General features: G+C 37.6%; 11 protein-coding genes. 6 read left to right on the top strand and 5 right to left on the bottom strand.

The window, feature by feature from the left end; all coding sequences use genetic code 11:
- Position 1: 1 nt before the first annotated feature.
- The 5 genes from ACULEU_RS05985 to ACULEU_RS05965 all read right to left on the bottom strand — a co-directional run bounded on the left by ACULEU_RS05985 (position 2) and on the right by ACULEU_RS05965 (position 6,515).
- Complete coding sequence (locus ACULEU_RS05985; protein WP_445454537.1) at positions 2-2,689, bottom strand: ATP-binding protein; 2,688 nt, start codon at positions 2,687-2,689, stop codon at positions 2-4.
- 261 nt (positions 2,690-2,950) lie between these two features.
- Positions 2,951-3,166 (bottom strand): DUF6814 family protein, encoded by a 216-nt coding sequence (locus tag ACULEU_RS05980; RefSeq protein WP_445454536.1) that lies wholly within the window; start codon positions 3,164-3,166, stop codon positions 2,951-2,953.
- An 11-nt stretch (positions 3,167-3,177) separates the two neighbouring features.
- On the bottom strand, positions 3,178-4,716 hold the full coding sequence (locus tag ACULEU_RS05975) for an MFS transporter (protein ID WP_445454535.1): 1,539 nt from the start codon (positions 4,714-4,716) through the stop codon (positions 3,178-3,180).
- A 27-nt stretch (positions 4,717-4,743) separates the two neighbouring features.
- The gene (locus tag ACULEU_RS05970) at positions 4,744-6,000 is read right to left on the bottom strand and encodes a DcaP family trimeric outer membrane transporter (protein ID WP_445454534.1); all 1,257 of its coding nucleotides are present in this window, start codon (positions 5,998-6,000) and stop codon (positions 4,744-4,746) included.
- Between the two features lie 95 nt (positions 6,001-6,095).
- Positions 6,096-6,515, bottom strand: coding sequence for an IS1/IS1595 family N-terminal zinc-binding domain-containing protein (locus tag ACULEU_RS05965; RefSeq protein ID WP_445454533.1), 420 nt, complete (start codon positions 6,513-6,515; stop codon positions 6,096-6,098).
- A gap of 236 nt (positions 6,516-6,751) precedes the next feature.
- Here ACULEU_RS05965 and ACULEU_RS05960 point away from each other — a divergent pair, with 236 nt between their 5' ends.
- From ACULEU_RS05960 to ACULEU_RS05935, 6 genes are all read left to right on the top strand, one after another.
- Positions 6,752-10,399 carry a PAS domain S-box protein gene (locus tag ACULEU_RS05960; RefSeq protein WP_445454532.1) on the top strand — a complete coding sequence of 1,216 codons (3,648 nt, stop codon included), beginning with the start codon at positions 6,752-6,754 and terminating at the stop codon, positions 10,397-10,399.
- A 93-nt stretch (positions 10,400-10,492) separates the two neighbouring features.
- The gene (locus ACULEU_RS05955) at positions 10,493-10,927 is read left to right on the top strand and encodes a response regulator (protein WP_445454531.1); all 435 of its coding nucleotides are present in this window, start codon (positions 10,493-10,495) and stop codon (positions 10,925-10,927) included.
- A 63-nt stretch (positions 10,928-10,990) separates the two neighbouring features.
- Positions 10,991-11,596 carry a flavin reductase family protein gene (locus tag ACULEU_RS05950; RefSeq protein ID WP_445454530.1) on the top strand — a complete coding sequence of 202 codons (606 nt, stop codon included), beginning with the start codon at positions 10,991-10,993 and terminating at the stop codon, positions 11,594-11,596.
- A 17-nt stretch (positions 11,597-11,613) separates the two neighbouring features.
- Positions 11,614-13,902 (top strand): oxidoreductase, encoded by a 2,289-nt coding sequence (locus tag ACULEU_RS05945; protein WP_445454529.1) that lies wholly within the window; start codon positions 11,614-11,616, stop codon positions 13,900-13,902.
- 30 nt (positions 13,903-13,932) lie between these two features.
- Positions 13,933-15,519 carry an AMP-binding protein gene (locus ACULEU_RS05940; RefSeq protein ID WP_445454528.1) on the top strand — a complete coding sequence of 529 codons (1,587 nt, stop codon included), beginning with the start codon at positions 13,933-13,935 and terminating at the stop codon, positions 15,517-15,519.
- Complete coding sequence (locus tag ACULEU_RS05935; protein WP_445454527.1) at positions 15,516-17,096, top strand: FMN-binding glutamate synthase family protein; 1,581 nt, start codon at positions 15,516-15,518, stop codon at positions 17,094-17,096. Before ACULEU_RS05940 ends, ACULEU_RS05935 begins: the two co-directional genes overlap by 4 nt.
- The last annotated feature ends 8 nt before the right edge of the window (positions 17,097-17,104 follow it).

Here is a 17,104-nt window from a genome sequence, read left to right as displayed (position 1 = left end):
ATTACTGTATTTTGGGTAATGTAAAACTTAAGCAAGCACCACCGTTGGCATTATTGGTTGCCCAAATTTTCCCTTTGTGGTGTTCGATGATTTGTTTGCAAATGGCCAGTCCTAAACCGCTGCCAATAGGCTTCTTGAAATTCTGATTGGTGGACTGATAAAATTTATCAAATATAGTTTCAAAATCATTTGGCGCAATGCCTTTTCCGTTGTCACTCACTTCAATTTGTACATAATCCGATTTATCGTAAATGGCAATAGCTATTAAACCGTTTTGCTCCGGACAAAATTTAATAGCATTGGATATCAAATTAGTCACGACTTGTATAATTCGGTCTTCATCAAAATCGGCTTGCAACTTATAGTTACCTTCTATGTGAACATGGATGTTTTTGTTGTTGATGAGTTGCTGTAAAGGTTCAATAGCATTTTCAAGTGATTCCATGACCTTGTGAGTAGCAAAATTTACTTTCTGACGCCCTGTTTCGAACTTTTCTAAATCCAGAATTTTATCAATCAGTCGGTTTAATCGATCGGATTCGGAAATGATGTTTTGCAAAAACTGTTTGCGCAGTTCTTCCGGAATTTCATCGTCGTCGTACAAAATCTCACTCGATGCACGGATAGCCGTTATTGGCGTGCGTAATTCATGAGTGACTGTGTCTAAAAACTCGTCTTTTTGCTTGTCTTTTTTCATCAATGACACATTGGCATCCTTCAGTTTTGCGGAGATTTCTTTCAGTTCGTTGGAGGTTTCAGTCAGTTTTTTATTGATGATGATATTTTCTTTGGACTCTTCCAAAATCTTTAATACTTCCGGAAGTGTAATCTTTTCTTCTTTGACAACACTTGCTATTAAAATTTTAGCCGATGCTGTTCCGATGTGTCCTGTGAGCAAGTTTTCTGAGAATTTAATCAACCGCGCATCCGCCAATTCTTCGTTTTTATCGACATTGTATTTTACGTTAAAAATATTCATAGCGCGTTTGGTACGTTCTTCACCTAAGAATTTTATCAGTACTTTTTCGATGTCATTACGGTACGCCGTTCCTTTCCATACAAACGCATTTTCATGCATGTTGATGTATTTGTTGATATCCAAAAACATTTCGGCATAATTGCGTTCGCGGTAATTGCCTTTAAAACTAACCGATACGGCGATATAAATCATAAAATTGAAAAACAAACTCCAAAATAAAGCGTGTTGGACAGGCTGTAAATAATCGAGTCCGAATAATTGCAAAGGTTTTAAGAGTTCCAGTCCGAATAAGCCTTTGGTGATAAAGGTCGTGTCGGATGATGTGATTCCCAATGCGTACGGAACTAACAAAGTGTACAAACAAATGATAAAACCAACAAGTAAACCCGAAACCGCTCCGGTTCGGGAACCTCTTCTCCAGAACAATGCACCAAAAAAGGAAGGTGCTAATTGGGCTATAATTACAAAAGCTACTAATCCAATAGAAAATAAGCTATAGTCTAAAGCAAAAAATCTATAAATAAAATACGCCGCAATAATCAGCGAGAAAATTCCAATTTTACGAATATTGACAATTTTTTTGTTGATGGTAGACTGCTCATTGAGCTGTAATCTTCCGAGTAAACCATACGGAATAATCAAATTGTTGCTGACCATTGTGGAAAGTCCGATGGAAGAAACTACAATCATCGAAATAGCTGCAGAAAATCCGCCCAAAAAAACCATAACCGTCAAGGTTTTATTATCGAAAAACTGCGGAATCAAAAGCGAATACGTATCCGAGTTAACATTCTGTCCATCGAATAAAATATTGCCACCCCATGCAATCGGATATACAAAAATATTGAATAGTAGTAAATACAACGGAAAGAGCCAAATGGCAGTATTTACATGGTTTTCGCGAGTATTTTCAATAACAGCCACCTGAAATTGTCTAGGTAACAAGAAAATGGCAAACATAGATAATATACAAAGGAAAAACCAATTGATAGCCTGTGGCAATCCACCGATGGTATTTTTTTGATGAAAATTTTCCAACAAAGAAGCTTTAGCATAAATATCATCAAACCCATCAAACACAAAAAAGGTAACATAGACGCCTATAACAATAAAGAAAACCAATTTTAGTACGCTTTCCAAAGCCACTGCTGTTACTATTCCTTTTCGTTTTTCGGAGGCATCTACATAACGCGTTCCGTAAATAGAGGCAAATATGGCTAAAGCGAAAGCAACATACGTAGTACTATCATCAAAGATGTTAGAATTGGATTCCGTTTGTGTTACAATATGAAAGGTCTCTGCAATCGATTTTAGCTGTAATGCGATATAAGGTAAGATTCCGAACAAGCAAACTATAGTAACCACAGCTCCCAAAAATCGGCTGTTGCCATAACGGAGTGAAATAAAATCGGCTATACTTGAAATCTTGTTTACCCTTGAAATGCGGATAATTTTTTTGAGAATGATAATCCAAGCCGGAACAATGATAATCGGTCCCAAATAGACGGGTAAATAACTAAGTCCCGAATTGGCTGCCACACCAATACTTCCGTAGTAGGTCCACGCTGTACAATAAACGGCTAAAGAGAGAGAATAGATATAGGGATTATTGGTCCAACGCGAGTTTTCCTTTTTTTCTGCCCAATGAGCAATGAAGAAAAGAATTCCCAAATAAACGGCTAATATGACTAATAAAGCAATACTATTCATGGTAGCGTTTTAAGATTATAAAAGATAACAGGACTGAAAACAACCACACCGAAAAGATATAAATGTAAATAACAGGAAATCCCAAGAGACTGCTCGAGCTATCAAACAAAAGCACCATCGGAATGTTTAATCCGAGTAGTAATATCATAGAAATGATTACTAGTTTTTGCTGATGTCTTTGTTTCATTTGTGTTTCGAATTATAAAAAACCAAAAGCCCTTAACGAATTAAGAGCTCTTGGCAACCAATTTAACTTTACGTTTAATCTTCATATTCATCGGTTATGGCATACCAGCCAAAGATGGTTAATCCTGTGACTACCAAAGGTAATAATATGAAAAATATGATGATTCCGAAAACCAAATCATCTTGTTTTCCTGACGTTAGTTTTCCGCCAAAGATCCCGATGGCAAAATAAGCGACTGCTATAGCTAGTGCTATCCAGACAATTCCCAAATATTTTTTTATAGTGTTCATATCGTTATGTGTTAGTCGTGAAGTGTATTAATTTTTCTGTCGATGTAAATCATTCCGATGACAAAACATACTGCAGCGATTCCAATGGGATACCATAAACCTTCCAAATAAAATTCGACATCACCGGCATCTTTGGCAGTGGTTACGAAATAGGTTGAAATAGCAGGCAGCAGTCCACCAAATATACCATTTCCAACGTGATATGGCAACGACATGGAAGTATATCGTATCTTCACCGGGAACATTTCTACTAAGAAAGCTGCAATAGGACCATATACCATGGTAACAAAAATCACCTGAATAAATACTAAGAATACCAGCATCCATCGAACTGAATTAGGAATGGTTTTAGTAATTTTGGTTTCGATTTTATCCTTTCCTTTATCGTCTTTCATCAATGTACCATTTTCAAAATGTTTGGTTTTGATTTCTTCCAAAGCTGTACCGTCAGTATACATTTTCGTTGTTGTATAAATGGAATCAGATTTTGTGGCATCGATTTCTTTTATCGAGGGTACGACTTTAGTGTCAGCAATGATTTCAGTTTTCAAGGCAACATCAGTAGTATTATACATCGCTCTGTAAATCGGACGGTATAACAAGATGGCGAACAACATCCCGGCCATCATAATGGTTTTACGACCAATCTTATCACTTAGCCATCCAAAGAAAACAAAGAATGGTGTCCCAAATATTAATGCGATTCCCAGCAACGTATCTACTTGAGAAGATTCAATGCTTTGCACGGTTTTCATAAAACTCATCGCATAAAATTGTCCGGTATACCAGACGACACCTTGTCCCATTGTTGCTCCAAACAACGCAAGCAAGACAAATTTTAAATTGAATTTGTTACCGAAACTTTCTTTTAACGGATTGGTAGTCGTTTTTCCTTCGGCTTTGGCTTTAGCAAAAACAGGTGATTCGTGCATTCCTTTTCGGATAAAATAAGAAACAATAACCATGATGATGGATACCCAAAACGGTACTCTCCATCCCCACTCGTCAAATGCTTCTTTAGACATAGCTCCTTTAGTTATCAAAATCACCATCAGAGACACAAACAAACCTACAGTAGCCGTAGTTTGAATCCAAGATGTCCAATATCCTTTTTCGTTTTTTGGAGCGTGTTCGGCTACATAAGTGGCCGCTCCACCATATTCTCCTCCCAAAGCTAATCCTTGTAATAATCTCAATAATAAAACCAATAGCGGTGCGAGAAAGCCAATGGTTTCATAACTCGGAATACATCCGATTAAAAATGTGGCTCCACCCATTAAAAGTAAGGTTACCATAAAGGTATATTTTCTTCCGATAAGATCTCCTAAACGTCCGAAGAATAAGGCTCCAAAGGGACGCACTACAAACCCTGCGGCAAAAGTCGCCAATGTTGATAAAAACGCTGCTGTGGGATTGTCAGACGGGAAAAATTTGGTCGACAGTACTACTGCTAAACTTCCGAAGATGTAGAAATCATACCATTCTATCATCGTTCCTAATGAGGAGGCCGAAATAACTTTCCAGATTCCTTTTGTTGATTTATTGCTCATACTTTATAAATGATTTAGTTGATTTTATTAAAAACTGTAAGCACAAGATACCATGGCTCTGAAGTTCCCTACTTTTTTGTCGTTTCCGTCAAAAGTGGCATCCGGCTTCAAATCACCCCAAGTGGCACCAGTATATTCTAATTCAGGAGTTACTCTAAACTTATTCTGTTTGAAATCGACTCTTGCTGATACTCGCATTACATTATCCACGCCACGTGTTCCTGAAAAACCTCTTCCGTAAAGTGTTGTTGGATTGTCTTTACTTACTCCGTCAGTCATAGTATACCCAAAGAATAATCCTGGAGCTATTTTTTTACTATTGCTCGCAATGTCAATCCACATCGCTGTCGTTTTGATTCCTTCATACGTTTCTACTTCACCCGGAGTACTGTAACCTGCAAAACCTCCTAACATTACTAAGTTATACATGTTTTTACCTGTAATTCCGTAAGCTTTGATGTGAAATTTATCGTTGTTGTATTTGAAATAGCCCACTACAGAAGTAGTATTTACTTTTTCTGATGTGGCCAAACTGTTACTGACTGTAAGGGGTTGCAGTGATTTATATTCAAATCCTAAACCGGCAATCCAGTTTTTATTTTTGAATTGAAACTGTCCGTGTAAAGTGGGTAATGTCGAATTAAATGAGGCCGAATTTTGCGTTCCGCCGGTTGCCGTAGCTGTGGTAAACTCTCTTTCTTTATAAGCTGTAAATGAAAAAGAAAATTCTTTAGTAAAATTTTGTTTTATCCTAACTTGAGATACCCAGCCAAACGGATTAAACATAATACCTGTACTAAAGTTGGCTACACCCGGAAATACCTCAGGAATAAAAGTTGGATACCATGTTTGTCCCAATAACAAGCTTGTTTTTTCCCAATCTAAATTTACGTGAGCATGACGAAGACGGAAAAGACCAATAGTTGCTTCTGTATTTCCGAAGAAATCGCCTTCTAAAGTTCCGGAAGTTTTGGCGCCCCAAACATTGGGCCCTTTTGCTTTTACACCTAAACGGGAAACAACCGAAAGGAAATTTGATGCACCTGCATCGTTGATATCGTCTCCGTTAGCATCTAATTGTTCGTCTAAAGGATAAAGATTTAAATTATACTCACGAACTTGAGCAGAACGTCGAGTATCCCAAATGTAATCGGTTCTGATGAACCCGTACATACTAACATCCCATTCCTTTTCTGCTGGAACAGGCGCAACAGTTGCAGTAGGTGTTTGTGCGTTTCCTGTAAAGGAGCAAACTGCAAACGTTAGGAGTAAAAATTTTTTCATAATTTGAATAGTTGGTTTTGGTTAATTACCCGACCAAATTCTAACAAATTGTGAATGAAAAAAATTATGATATATATTACTGTAAAACACTATAGCTAATCTTTGAAACGCTCCCATTTGATTAACATAAACTTATCACCAAGTTCCGTAATAATCATTCCGGCTCCTTTTAAAACCTCCTTGTTTTTTAAGAATTCTATCAACTCTAAGTGGTTGTATATCTTGTAAGTCGGATGATAATCGGTGTGGTTGGGTTTTGAGATTTTAAACTCCTTTACCCAATTGCTTACCGTAACGTGTGAAACCCCAATAATACGCTCAATTTCTCTAAAACTTAAACCTTCTAAATACAATTGCAGCGCTTTGGTTACATAGTAACTATCAATCTTTTTCCCTAGTTTATTAACCGTGAAATAGTACTTGCATTTTTTGCATAAAAACCTTTGTCTGTCTTTGATGACACCACTTTTTACAATAGCATCGTTTTGACATTTGGGACACGCTAAAATATCCATATATATAAATTTTGCATAAATATACTTATTTAGCAAATATACAAAAATGAATTTGCTATTTTTTTTTAGTAAATAATTATGAAGACTGCAATTTTAATGGATTTTTTTTATGCTTTGCGCAAACAAATTAATAGTTGCGGTTTTGTAATTGTTTTGAAAACTGCTTCACTCTAATAACATTGCTCATTTATAATCAATTAATTTCCCTAACTTCGTAATCTTAACAAGTATTCAAAATGCAAACAAACACCAATTCCGATATCCAATTTCTTGCAGGAGGTGGTGAAATGGGTCGATTAATAAGAGAAAAAGACTGGAGCCAAAACCCATTTGGCACTCCCGAAAATTGGCCACAAAACTTACGTACAACTTTAAGCATTCTTCTTAATTCAAAATTCCCTATGTTCTTGTTTTGGGGACCGGAATTAATCTGTTTCTATAACGATACCTATCGTGCAAGCCTTGGTAATGAGGGAAAGCATCCTGATATTTTGGGAGGACGTGCTGAAGACTACTGGAAGGAAATCTGGAAAGACATAAAACCCATTATTGACCAGGTATTGCAAAAAGGCGAAGGCAGCTGGAATGAAGATATGCTCTTGCCTATTTACCGTAATGGCAAATTGGAAGATGTATATTGGACATTTAGTTATAGCCCGGTTAATGATGAATTTGGGAAACCGGAAGGCGTTTTTGTAACTTGTAATGAAACTACAGATAAAATTTTGAGTCAAAAGGAAGTTTTAGAAGGTGATGCATTTAATAAAACCGTATTAGAAAACAGTTCAGATTGTGTAAAATTGATAGATATAGATGGTAGGATTCAATATATGAATACTAACGGGCTGTGTTTAATGGAGATAGATGATTTTAATTTAATTAATAATAAGTTTTGGTCTGAATTATGGGGTATAGAAAACCAAAATTTAATTAATGAAACTATTGAAAAAGTTAAAGAAGGGCAAACAGTAAATTTTCAGGCATTTTGCCCTACTGATAAGGGCAACCCTAAATGGTGGGATGTCAGCGTTTCACCTATTAAAGAGTTGGGAACAAATAAAATTATCCAATTTATTTCTGTTTCAAGAGATATTACGTCTAATAAAATCGCAGAAAAAGCATTAAGAGAATCAGAAGAAAGATTACGTCTGGCAACTGAAACTTCAGAAGTAGGAATATGGGAATGGAATATACTATCCAATCAAGTTCGTTGGGACAATCAAATGTTTAGAATTTATGGAATTACTCCTACGCCAGATGGAACTATTGAATACGCTGTATGGAGAAATACTGTAGCTGTAGAAGATATTGAGGTACAGGAAAAATTATTGCAAAATATAATTAAAAATAAAAGCAAGAGTAGAAACAGCCGATCTTTCAAAATTATTCGAAAAAATGATGGTAAACTTTGCTATATAGAAGCAGTTGAAACTTTACGTTTTAATACTGAAGGTGAAGCGCAATGGGTGGTAGGTACTAATATTGATGTCACTGAACAAGTAATTGTAGCAGAGCAATTAAAAAAAACATCCTCACACCTTGAACTCTCAACAACATCTGCAGAGGTTGGAACGTGGTTGCTACAAATTGATTCGGAAAAATTAGAATGGTCATCTCTACATAAACGTATGTGGGGTTATGATGAAAACCTTCAGAATTTAGATTTTGAAAATTGGCATTCCATAATCCATCCGGAGGATAAAAAAAAGTGCTTTATCGAAGTTGAAAATTCGCGAAAAGAAAAAAGAAAGTACGAAGTTGACTATCGAATTCTTCGAGCAAATGATGGAATCATACGATGGATGAAATCTGTTGGACAATATCAATTTAATGAAAAAGGAGAGGCAATTACACTTACGGGTATAAGCATCGATATTACAGATGCTAAAATTGCAGAAGAAAAATTATTAGCAAGTGAAGAAAAACTACAATTAATAATTGATGCCAGTGAATTAGGCACTTGGGAATTAAATCTAAAAACGAGGGAAGCAATATATTCAGACAGGTACCTGCAAATTATTGGGGGATATACCAAACATCTAGATTTAACTCATGACCAATTACTCGCGCACCTACATCCTGATGATTTGGGAATTAGAAATAAGGCAGTGAAGGATGCACTTGCTACCGGATATTTACATTATGAAGCCCGAACGATATGGAACGATAAATCTGTTCATTGGATGGAAGGAAAAGGTAAAGTATTTTATGATGCTCATGGAGAGGCAGAAAAGATGATTGGCACTATACGGGATATTACTAAAGAAAGAACGCAACAATTACAATTGATTGAAAATGAGCGTAAGTTCAGATTGCTTGCTGATTCGATGCCTCAACATATTTGGACAGCTGACACAGAAGGAAACTTAAATTATTTTAACAAATCGGTGTTTGAATATTCGGGACTTTCCTTAAAACAAATTTATGAAAAAGGATGGTTAGACATCGTTCATCCAGATGATCGTGATGAAAATGTACAAAAATGGATACACTCCATTACAACAGGAGAAGACTTTTTGCTAGAACATCGCTTCCGACGTCATGACGGCAACTACCGATGGCAGTTGAGCAGAGCTATTCCGCAACGAGATGAAGAGGGTAATATTCAGATGTGGGTTGGTACAAGCACCGATATTCAAGATCAAAAAGAATTTGCCAACGAACTTGAAAAACAAGTCACCGAAAGAACCAAACAATTGGTTCTTTTAAACCAAAGCCTCAAGCAAAGTGAAGAAAGGTATCATCTTATGGTTGGTGAAGTTCAAGATTATGCCATTCTCTACTTAAGCAAAGACGGAATTGTTGAAAATTGGAATAAAGGTGCCGAGAAAATCAAAGGATATGCAGCTGATGAGATTATTGGTAAAAGTTTTTCAGCTTTTTATACTGAAGAAGATAGAAAATCAAATTTACCAACCTATTTATTACAACAAGCTGCAAAATACGGTAGATATGGCCAAGAAGGATGGCGTGTCAAAAAAGATGGCAACTTGTTTTGGGCAAGTGTTGTAATTACAGCGATTCATAATGAAACTGGAACCATCATAGGATATTCAAAAGTAACCCACGATTTGACCTACAAAAAAGAAGCCGATGACAAAATAAAAAGAAATGCAGCTATTTTGGAACAAAAGAATGAGGAACTCGAAAAAATGAATAAAGAGCTTCAATCATTTGCTTATATATCAAGTCATGACTTACAAGAACCGCTACGAAAAATTCAAACTTTTTCAGATCAAATAGTGGAACGAGAATCTCATAATTTATCGGAAAGTGGAAAAGATAAGTTCCAAAGAATGCAGAATGCGGCCAAAAGAATGCAAACCTTAATCAACGATCTTCTCGCTTATTCGCGTTCTAATACACAAGAAAAAAAGCTGACGAAAACAAATCTTGTAGAAATCATCGAAAACATACAAGAAGATTTAAATGAAGAGCTTCAACAAAAAAATGGAATCATCGAATTCGATAAAAAAAAGTGTGAAGTTGAAATTATTCCTTTTCAGTTTCATCAATTATTATTCAATTTGGTCAGCAATTCTTTAAAATTTTCGAAAGAAAATGAAAGTCCTGTCATTAAAATAAAATACGAAATCAAAAAAGGTAGTGACTTACACTGTGAAAAACTTATTCCGGAACTCGACTATTGCCATATCACTTTTTCTGACAACGGAATTGGGTTCGATCAACAATACAGCGAAAAGATTTTTGAAGTTTTCCAACGCCTTCACGGAAAAGAACTTTATCAGGGAACAGGTATCGGATTGGCAATTGTTAAAAAAATTATGGACAATCACAATGGTGTAATAGCTGCAAAAGGCGAACTTGGAAAAGGAGCTACTTTCACTATTATTTTCCCTATCAAAGGGTTGGCAATTTCTTAATTGAAAACAAGTAAACAATTCCTGAAATTTATCCCTCTAAATTTGGCTTAAAAGCTTATTATTGCTATTTTTAACGCTACTAAAACCTCAAAAATGATACATCAATCGCACACTACAATCTTTTATGCTGACGACGATGCAGACGATTTAGATTTTTTTAATGAAGTGGCGACAGAAATAAATCAAGAAGTTTCCTTATTTCAAGATGGTATAAAACTACTGCAACAACTGCATAATCCGCCTCCATTTGCTTCCATCATATTTCTCGATTTAAATATGCCTGTAAAATCAGGTTTTGATGTGCTTCGTGAAATAAAAAACACCAAAAGTAGTATAGACATTCCTGTGGTCATCCTTACAACATCTATTAATCCCGATGATGTGAAGTTAAGCAAAAGTTTAGGAGCCAGTCTCTATATCAGAAAACCAACTTCTATCAATGGCTTAAAAAAAGCCGTCAATCATGTATTGACTATAGATTGGAACAATTTTACTAACTCTGATAAGGAATTTGTGTATCAACATTAAACCAAAAATTAGCAATACTATTTCACCTTTTTTTTGTTAATTTGTTTATCAACAAACAACACTATGCTATTTGATCCTAACGATCTTGAGTACTCCGCTGTATACAAATTACTCACAGGTGCCATCATTCCAAGACCTATTGGCTGGATTTCCACTATTAGCGAAGACGGCATCAATAATTTGGCTCCTTTCTCTTATTTCAATGCCGTTGGCGATGATCCGCCACATGTAATGTTTTCCACAGGAAGAGGTAATAACCTTAACAAGGACACGCTAAATAACGTATTGGCTACCAAACAGTTTGTCGTCAATATGGTGACTGAAGATCTCGTAGAACAAATGAATATTACAGCGCAGTCTGTTCCCTCAGATGTTGACGAATTTGAACTAGCAGGTGTAACTCCCATTCCTTCCAAAAAAATAAAACCAATGCGCGTCAAAGAAAGCCCTATTGCTTTTGAATGTGAATTGGTCCATCACTATTTTCTGGAAGATCACAAACATGGTGGTGCCTGCATCATCATTGGCCGCATCATCATGATGCATTTCGACGATAATGTTTTATCAGATAATTACAAAATCAACCTCGAAAATTACAAACCCGTGTCAAGATTGGCAGGTTCCAATTATGCAAAAATCGGAGAACTCTTCTCCGTCAAAAGAAACTAAAAAATAGCACTCCAAGGATGAAAATAACAGTAATTGGTGGCGGTCCTGGCGGATTATACTTTGCAATTTTAACCAAAAAAGCAATGCCAGATTGCCAAATTGATATCTACGAACGCAATAAACCCGATGATAGTTTCGGATTTGGAGTCGTTTTTTCAGATGAAACGTTAGCCGAGTTCCTCTCCAGAGATTTAAAATCCTATGAATTAATCAGAAGTAACTTTGCCTATTGGGACGATATTATCATCGCTCGAGATGGTCAAAGCGTAAGCATCGCCGGAAACGGATTTTGTGGTTGTTCCCGAAAAACACTTTTGCAATTACTCCAACAACGATGCATCGAAGAAGGAGTAAACCTTCATTTCGAACAAAACGTTGATAATTTAAACCAATTCAAAGATTCCGATATCATCTTGGCTTCAGACGGCATAGGCAGCGCCATCAGAACAAAATACGAAAGCGAGTTTGGCACCAAAATCACACTGAAAAAAAACCGATTCGTCTGGTTAGGCTCTACAAAACCTTTGGATGCTTTTACGTATTTTTTCAGAACAACGCCACACGGACTTATCGTTGCACACTCCTATCAATATGAGCCTGGAATGAGCACTTGGATTTTTGAATGCAGTGATGCAACTTGGCAAAAACATGGTTTCGAAGTGACCAACGAGCAAGATACTATCTCCAAAATCTCTGAAATTTTTAAAGAAGAATTAGACGGTCATCCGTTGATTTCCAACAAATCGCACTGGCGCCAATTCCCACATGTAACCAACGAAAAATGGTATCATAATAACATTGTCCTTTTAGGAGATGCCAAAGCTACAGCCCACTACTCTATTGGTTCGGGAACAAAACTCGCCATGGATTCTGCGATCGGTTTATCGGATGCAGTGATTGCTAATCCAAATAACGTTCAAGCGGCTTTCGAACAATATGACAAAACCCGAAGAAATACGGTCGAGATGATTCAACACGCGGCTTTGGTTTCGCTAGACTGGTTCGAAAACATGGACCGAAACAACCAACATCACTTTAATCAGTTTGCCTTTGGATGCATGACACGTGCCAAAAAAGTAACGTATGAAAACCTTCGTTTGCGCGATAAAACATTTACTGATAAAGTGTTGTCTGAATTCAATGCTGTCTCGTCGAGCGCAATCGAAATGCCAGCTGCATTTACCCCATTCAAAATACGAAGTTTAGAATTGGCGAATAGAATACTGATGTCCTCCATGGGTCAATATTCTGCCGAAAACGGATTAGCAAACGATTGGCATTTGGTACATTACGGAAGTCGAGCCACTGGTGGTGTAGGATTGATTTTAACCGAAATGACGGCAGTTTCTGAAACAGGTCGGATCACTTTAGGTTGTACCGGAATATACACTCAGGAACAAATAGTTAAATGGAAATCGATTACTGATTTTGTCCATAAAAACACTCCAACCAAAATCGGAATACAACTCGGACATTCGGGCAGAAAAGGCGCTTCTAAAAAACCTTGGGAAAGCGAACCAATTGTTAATCCATGGGAATTACTTTCTGCTTCGCCAATAGCATTCAATGAAAATTTTGCTACCCCAAAAGAAATGACTTTGACCGATATGGATGGAGTCACTGCTCAATTCGTTCAGGCAACTAAAAATGCTGATAAAGCCGGATTTGACATGATAGAACTTCAGGCGCATCACGGATTCTTATTAGCTTCGTTCCTATCACCTCTGACGAACTTCAGAACCGATGCATTTGGCGGAAGCATCGAAAAACGATTGCAATTTCCATTACGCGTTTTTACCGAAATGCGTAAAGTCTTTCCAAAAGAAAAACCAATGTCTGTGCGAATTTCTGCAACCGACTGGGCTGCAAACGGAATTTCGGAAACAGATGTTATAACCATTGCAACAGCATTCAAAAATGCCGGAGCCGACATCATCAACGTGTCTACCGGAAATACCGTTGCTAATCAAAAGCCGCAAACCGGTAGAATGTGGCAAACACCCTTCTCCGATCTAGTTCGAAATACGGTTCACATTCCGACCATTACCGCGGGTTACATTCAAGACATTGACCAAATCAATACCATCATTCTGAACGGAAGAGCCGATTTGGTGGCGTTGGGCCGACCTTTATTAGCCGATGCCAATTTTGTTAGAAATGCCCAAGCCTATGAACAGTTGGAAACCAATGATATTCCAAATCAATATAAAATGGGCACGTCTCATTTATATCTGCTAAAAGCAATGGAAAGGAAACAGCTTGAAGGTATGAAAAAAGCGTTAAAACCAAAGAGCAATAAAAAATAATTTTAAATTTTAAATGCTAAATTTTAAATTATGAAGCATTACCAAGACAATTTCGCCCACGTACATTTGCCAGCTTCAGCATTACAACCGAAGTATGTTTTTACCGATTTACCTCAGTTTCAACATCCGGAAATGCTTAATTGTGTCGACAAACTATTAGACAATCATATCAAAGAAGGGCGTGGCAATAATCCCTGTATCCGAACCTTTGAAACTACATGGACGTATCTGGATTTATATCAAAAAGCCAATCAGATTGCACATGTTTTAGTAGATGATTTAGGATTACAATCGGGTAATCGGGTTTTGATACGTTCTACCAATAACCCCATGATGGTGGCGTGTTGGTTTGCTATTTTAAAAGCCGGCGGAATAGTCGTGGCTACAATGCCTTTGCTTCGTTCCAAAGAACTGACCACGATTATAGATTGCGCCGAAATCTCTCATGCCTTGTGCGAAAAGAGCTTACACGATGAAATGAATTTGGTGACATCAAATTTTCTAAAAAGCACTTCTTTTTATGACGAATTGGAATCTCTAATGCTGTCCAAACCCAAAACATTTGATAACTATCACACCAAATCAGATTCGATTGCCTTAATCGGATTTACCTCCGGAACGACAGGTTTGCCGAAAATGACAGCGCATTATCACAAAGATATTCTCAACATTTGCGAAGCCTTTCCTAACTATTCCCTTCAGCCAACCGTCAATGATATTTTTACAGGAAGTCCGCCACTAGGTTTTACCTTTGGTTTAGGCGGATTGGTCTTGTTTCCACTGTATTTTGGTGCTTCCACATTTTTAATTGAAAAACCAACACCCGACATGTTATTACAGGCAATTCAGGACCATAAAATAACCATTTGCTTTACGGCTCCCACAGCTTGGCGTGTCATCACGTCCAAAGTGAAAGAATTTGATGTTTCCAGCTTACGCAAATGTGTCTCTGCTGGCGAAACGTTGCCCCTAAAAGTATGGCAGGACTGGTACGAGGCCACTAGACTAAAAATCATAGACGGTATCGGCGCCACCGAAATGCTACATATTTTTATTTCATCCAATATCGAAAATATGAAACCCGGCGCAACCGGACTAGCCATCACAGGTTACGAAGCCAAAATCATAGATAAAAACGGAAACCATGTTGCTGTTAATGAACCGGGAAGATTGGCTGTTCGCGGTATTACAGGCTGTAAATATTTAAACCGAATCGACAAACAAAAAGAGTATGTAGAAAACGGCTGGAACATTACGGGAGACATTTTCCGTCAGGATGAAGACGGCTATTTTTGGTTTGTGGCGCGTGGCGATGATATGATTATTTCTTCAGGATATAACATAGCGGCTATTGAGGTAGAAAGCGTACTTTTAACACACGAGGATATTTTAGAATGTGCTGTGGTTGGTCTGCCCGATGAAGAACGCGGCATGCTGGTTTGTGCCCACATTGTTTTAAAAGAACAACATAAAGCTACAGACAATATGAAACACCATATTCAGCACTGGTTCAAAGAAGTAGCCGCGCCCTACAAATACCCAAGAGTTATTTATTTTACAGAAATATTACCCAAAACCGAGACCGGAAAAATACAACGGTTTAAATTGAAATCATGAGAAAAGTATTTGTACTATTTGCAATTACATCGCTTTCTGTAATCGGAATACTGATGTATTTCAATCTGAAATTCAGTTTCTTACTACTGATAGTTATCCCGCTTATAGTCATGGGATTTTACGATATGTTTCAATCCAAAAAAAGCATTCGTAGAAATTTTCCGTTGTTAGGCCGCATGCGTTATTTACTAGAAAGTCTTGGTCCTGAAATCCGACAGTATTTTGTAGAAACCGATTTAGATGGAAAACCATTCAATCGCCTACAAAGAAGCTTAGTCTACCAAAGAAGCAAAAAAGAAAACGACACCCAGCCATTTGGAACCCAACTAAACGTTTACGACGAAGGCTACGAATGGATCAATCACAGCATCAGAGCCATCTCTTTTTCACAAATAGATGAAAATCCGCGTGTTCGCATCGGTTCGTCCCAATGTGAACAACCTTACAATGCAAGTCTATTTAATATCAGTGCCATGAGTTATGGATCCTTGAGTAAAAATGCCATTCTGGCCTTGAACAGCGGAGCCCAACAAGGTGGATTTTACCACAATACCGGTGAAGGTGGTTTGTCAAAATACCATTTAACTGGTGGCGATGTGGTATGGAATATCGGTACGGGCTATTTCAGCTGCCGTGACGATAACGGAAGATTTTCTTATGAGGCCTTCACCATTCGAGCCGCCTATGACAATGTCAAAATGATTGAAATCAAATTTTCTCAAGGTGCTAAACCCGGCCATGGCGGCATCTTACCTAAAGAAAAAGTAACCGATGAAATAGCCGAAATACGCTTAGTCTCCAAAGGCCATGATATTATTTCTCCTCCAACACATTCTGCCTTTACAACGCCATTAGAATTGATGGATTTCGTAAAACTGTTACGAAAAGGCTCGGGTGGCAAACCCATTGGAATCAAAATCTGCATCGGAAATAAATCCGAATTTCTATCCATTTGCAAAGCCATGGTAGCTTCGCAAACCTACATCGATTTTATTACTGTCGATGGCGGCGAAGGAGGCACCGGAGCTGCTCCACAAGAATATTCAGACCATGTGGGAATGCCTTTACGCGAAGCGTTGGCCTTTGTTTACGATGCACTTAATGGTTTCGGACTCAAAGATCAAATCAAAATTATCTGCAGCGGTAAAATCATCACAGGCTTTGACATCATCAAAAATCTTTCAATTGGTGCCGATTTGTGTAACTCGGCTCGCGGAATGATGTTCGCCTTAGGGTGTATTCAAGCATTAGAATGTCACGCCAATACCTGTCCGACCGGAGTTGCCACACAAAACCCTGAGTTAATGAAAGGCCTTGTTCCCGAAGAAAAAAGTATCCGTGTAGCCCGTTTTCAGCACGAAACGGTGAAAAGTGCGATGGATTTAATGGCGTCAGCCGGAATAGCGCATCCCGACGATGTTGACCGAACTGTTGTCAGCACACGAATTGATAAAACACAAGTAAAAACCTTTTACGAAATCTACCCCGAATTGGTCAAAGGATGTTTGCTAAATGAAGAAAGCGTTCCCCAAGATTTTTTGTACTTTTGGAGAAAGGCAAGTGTCGATAAATTTTAGACAAAGAC

Source organism: Flavobacterium sp. 25HG05S-40 (assembly GCF_052654735.1).
The sequence above is the reverse complement of the archived record's forward strand: the minus strand, read 5'-3'. Positions and strand labels throughout refer to the sequence as shown.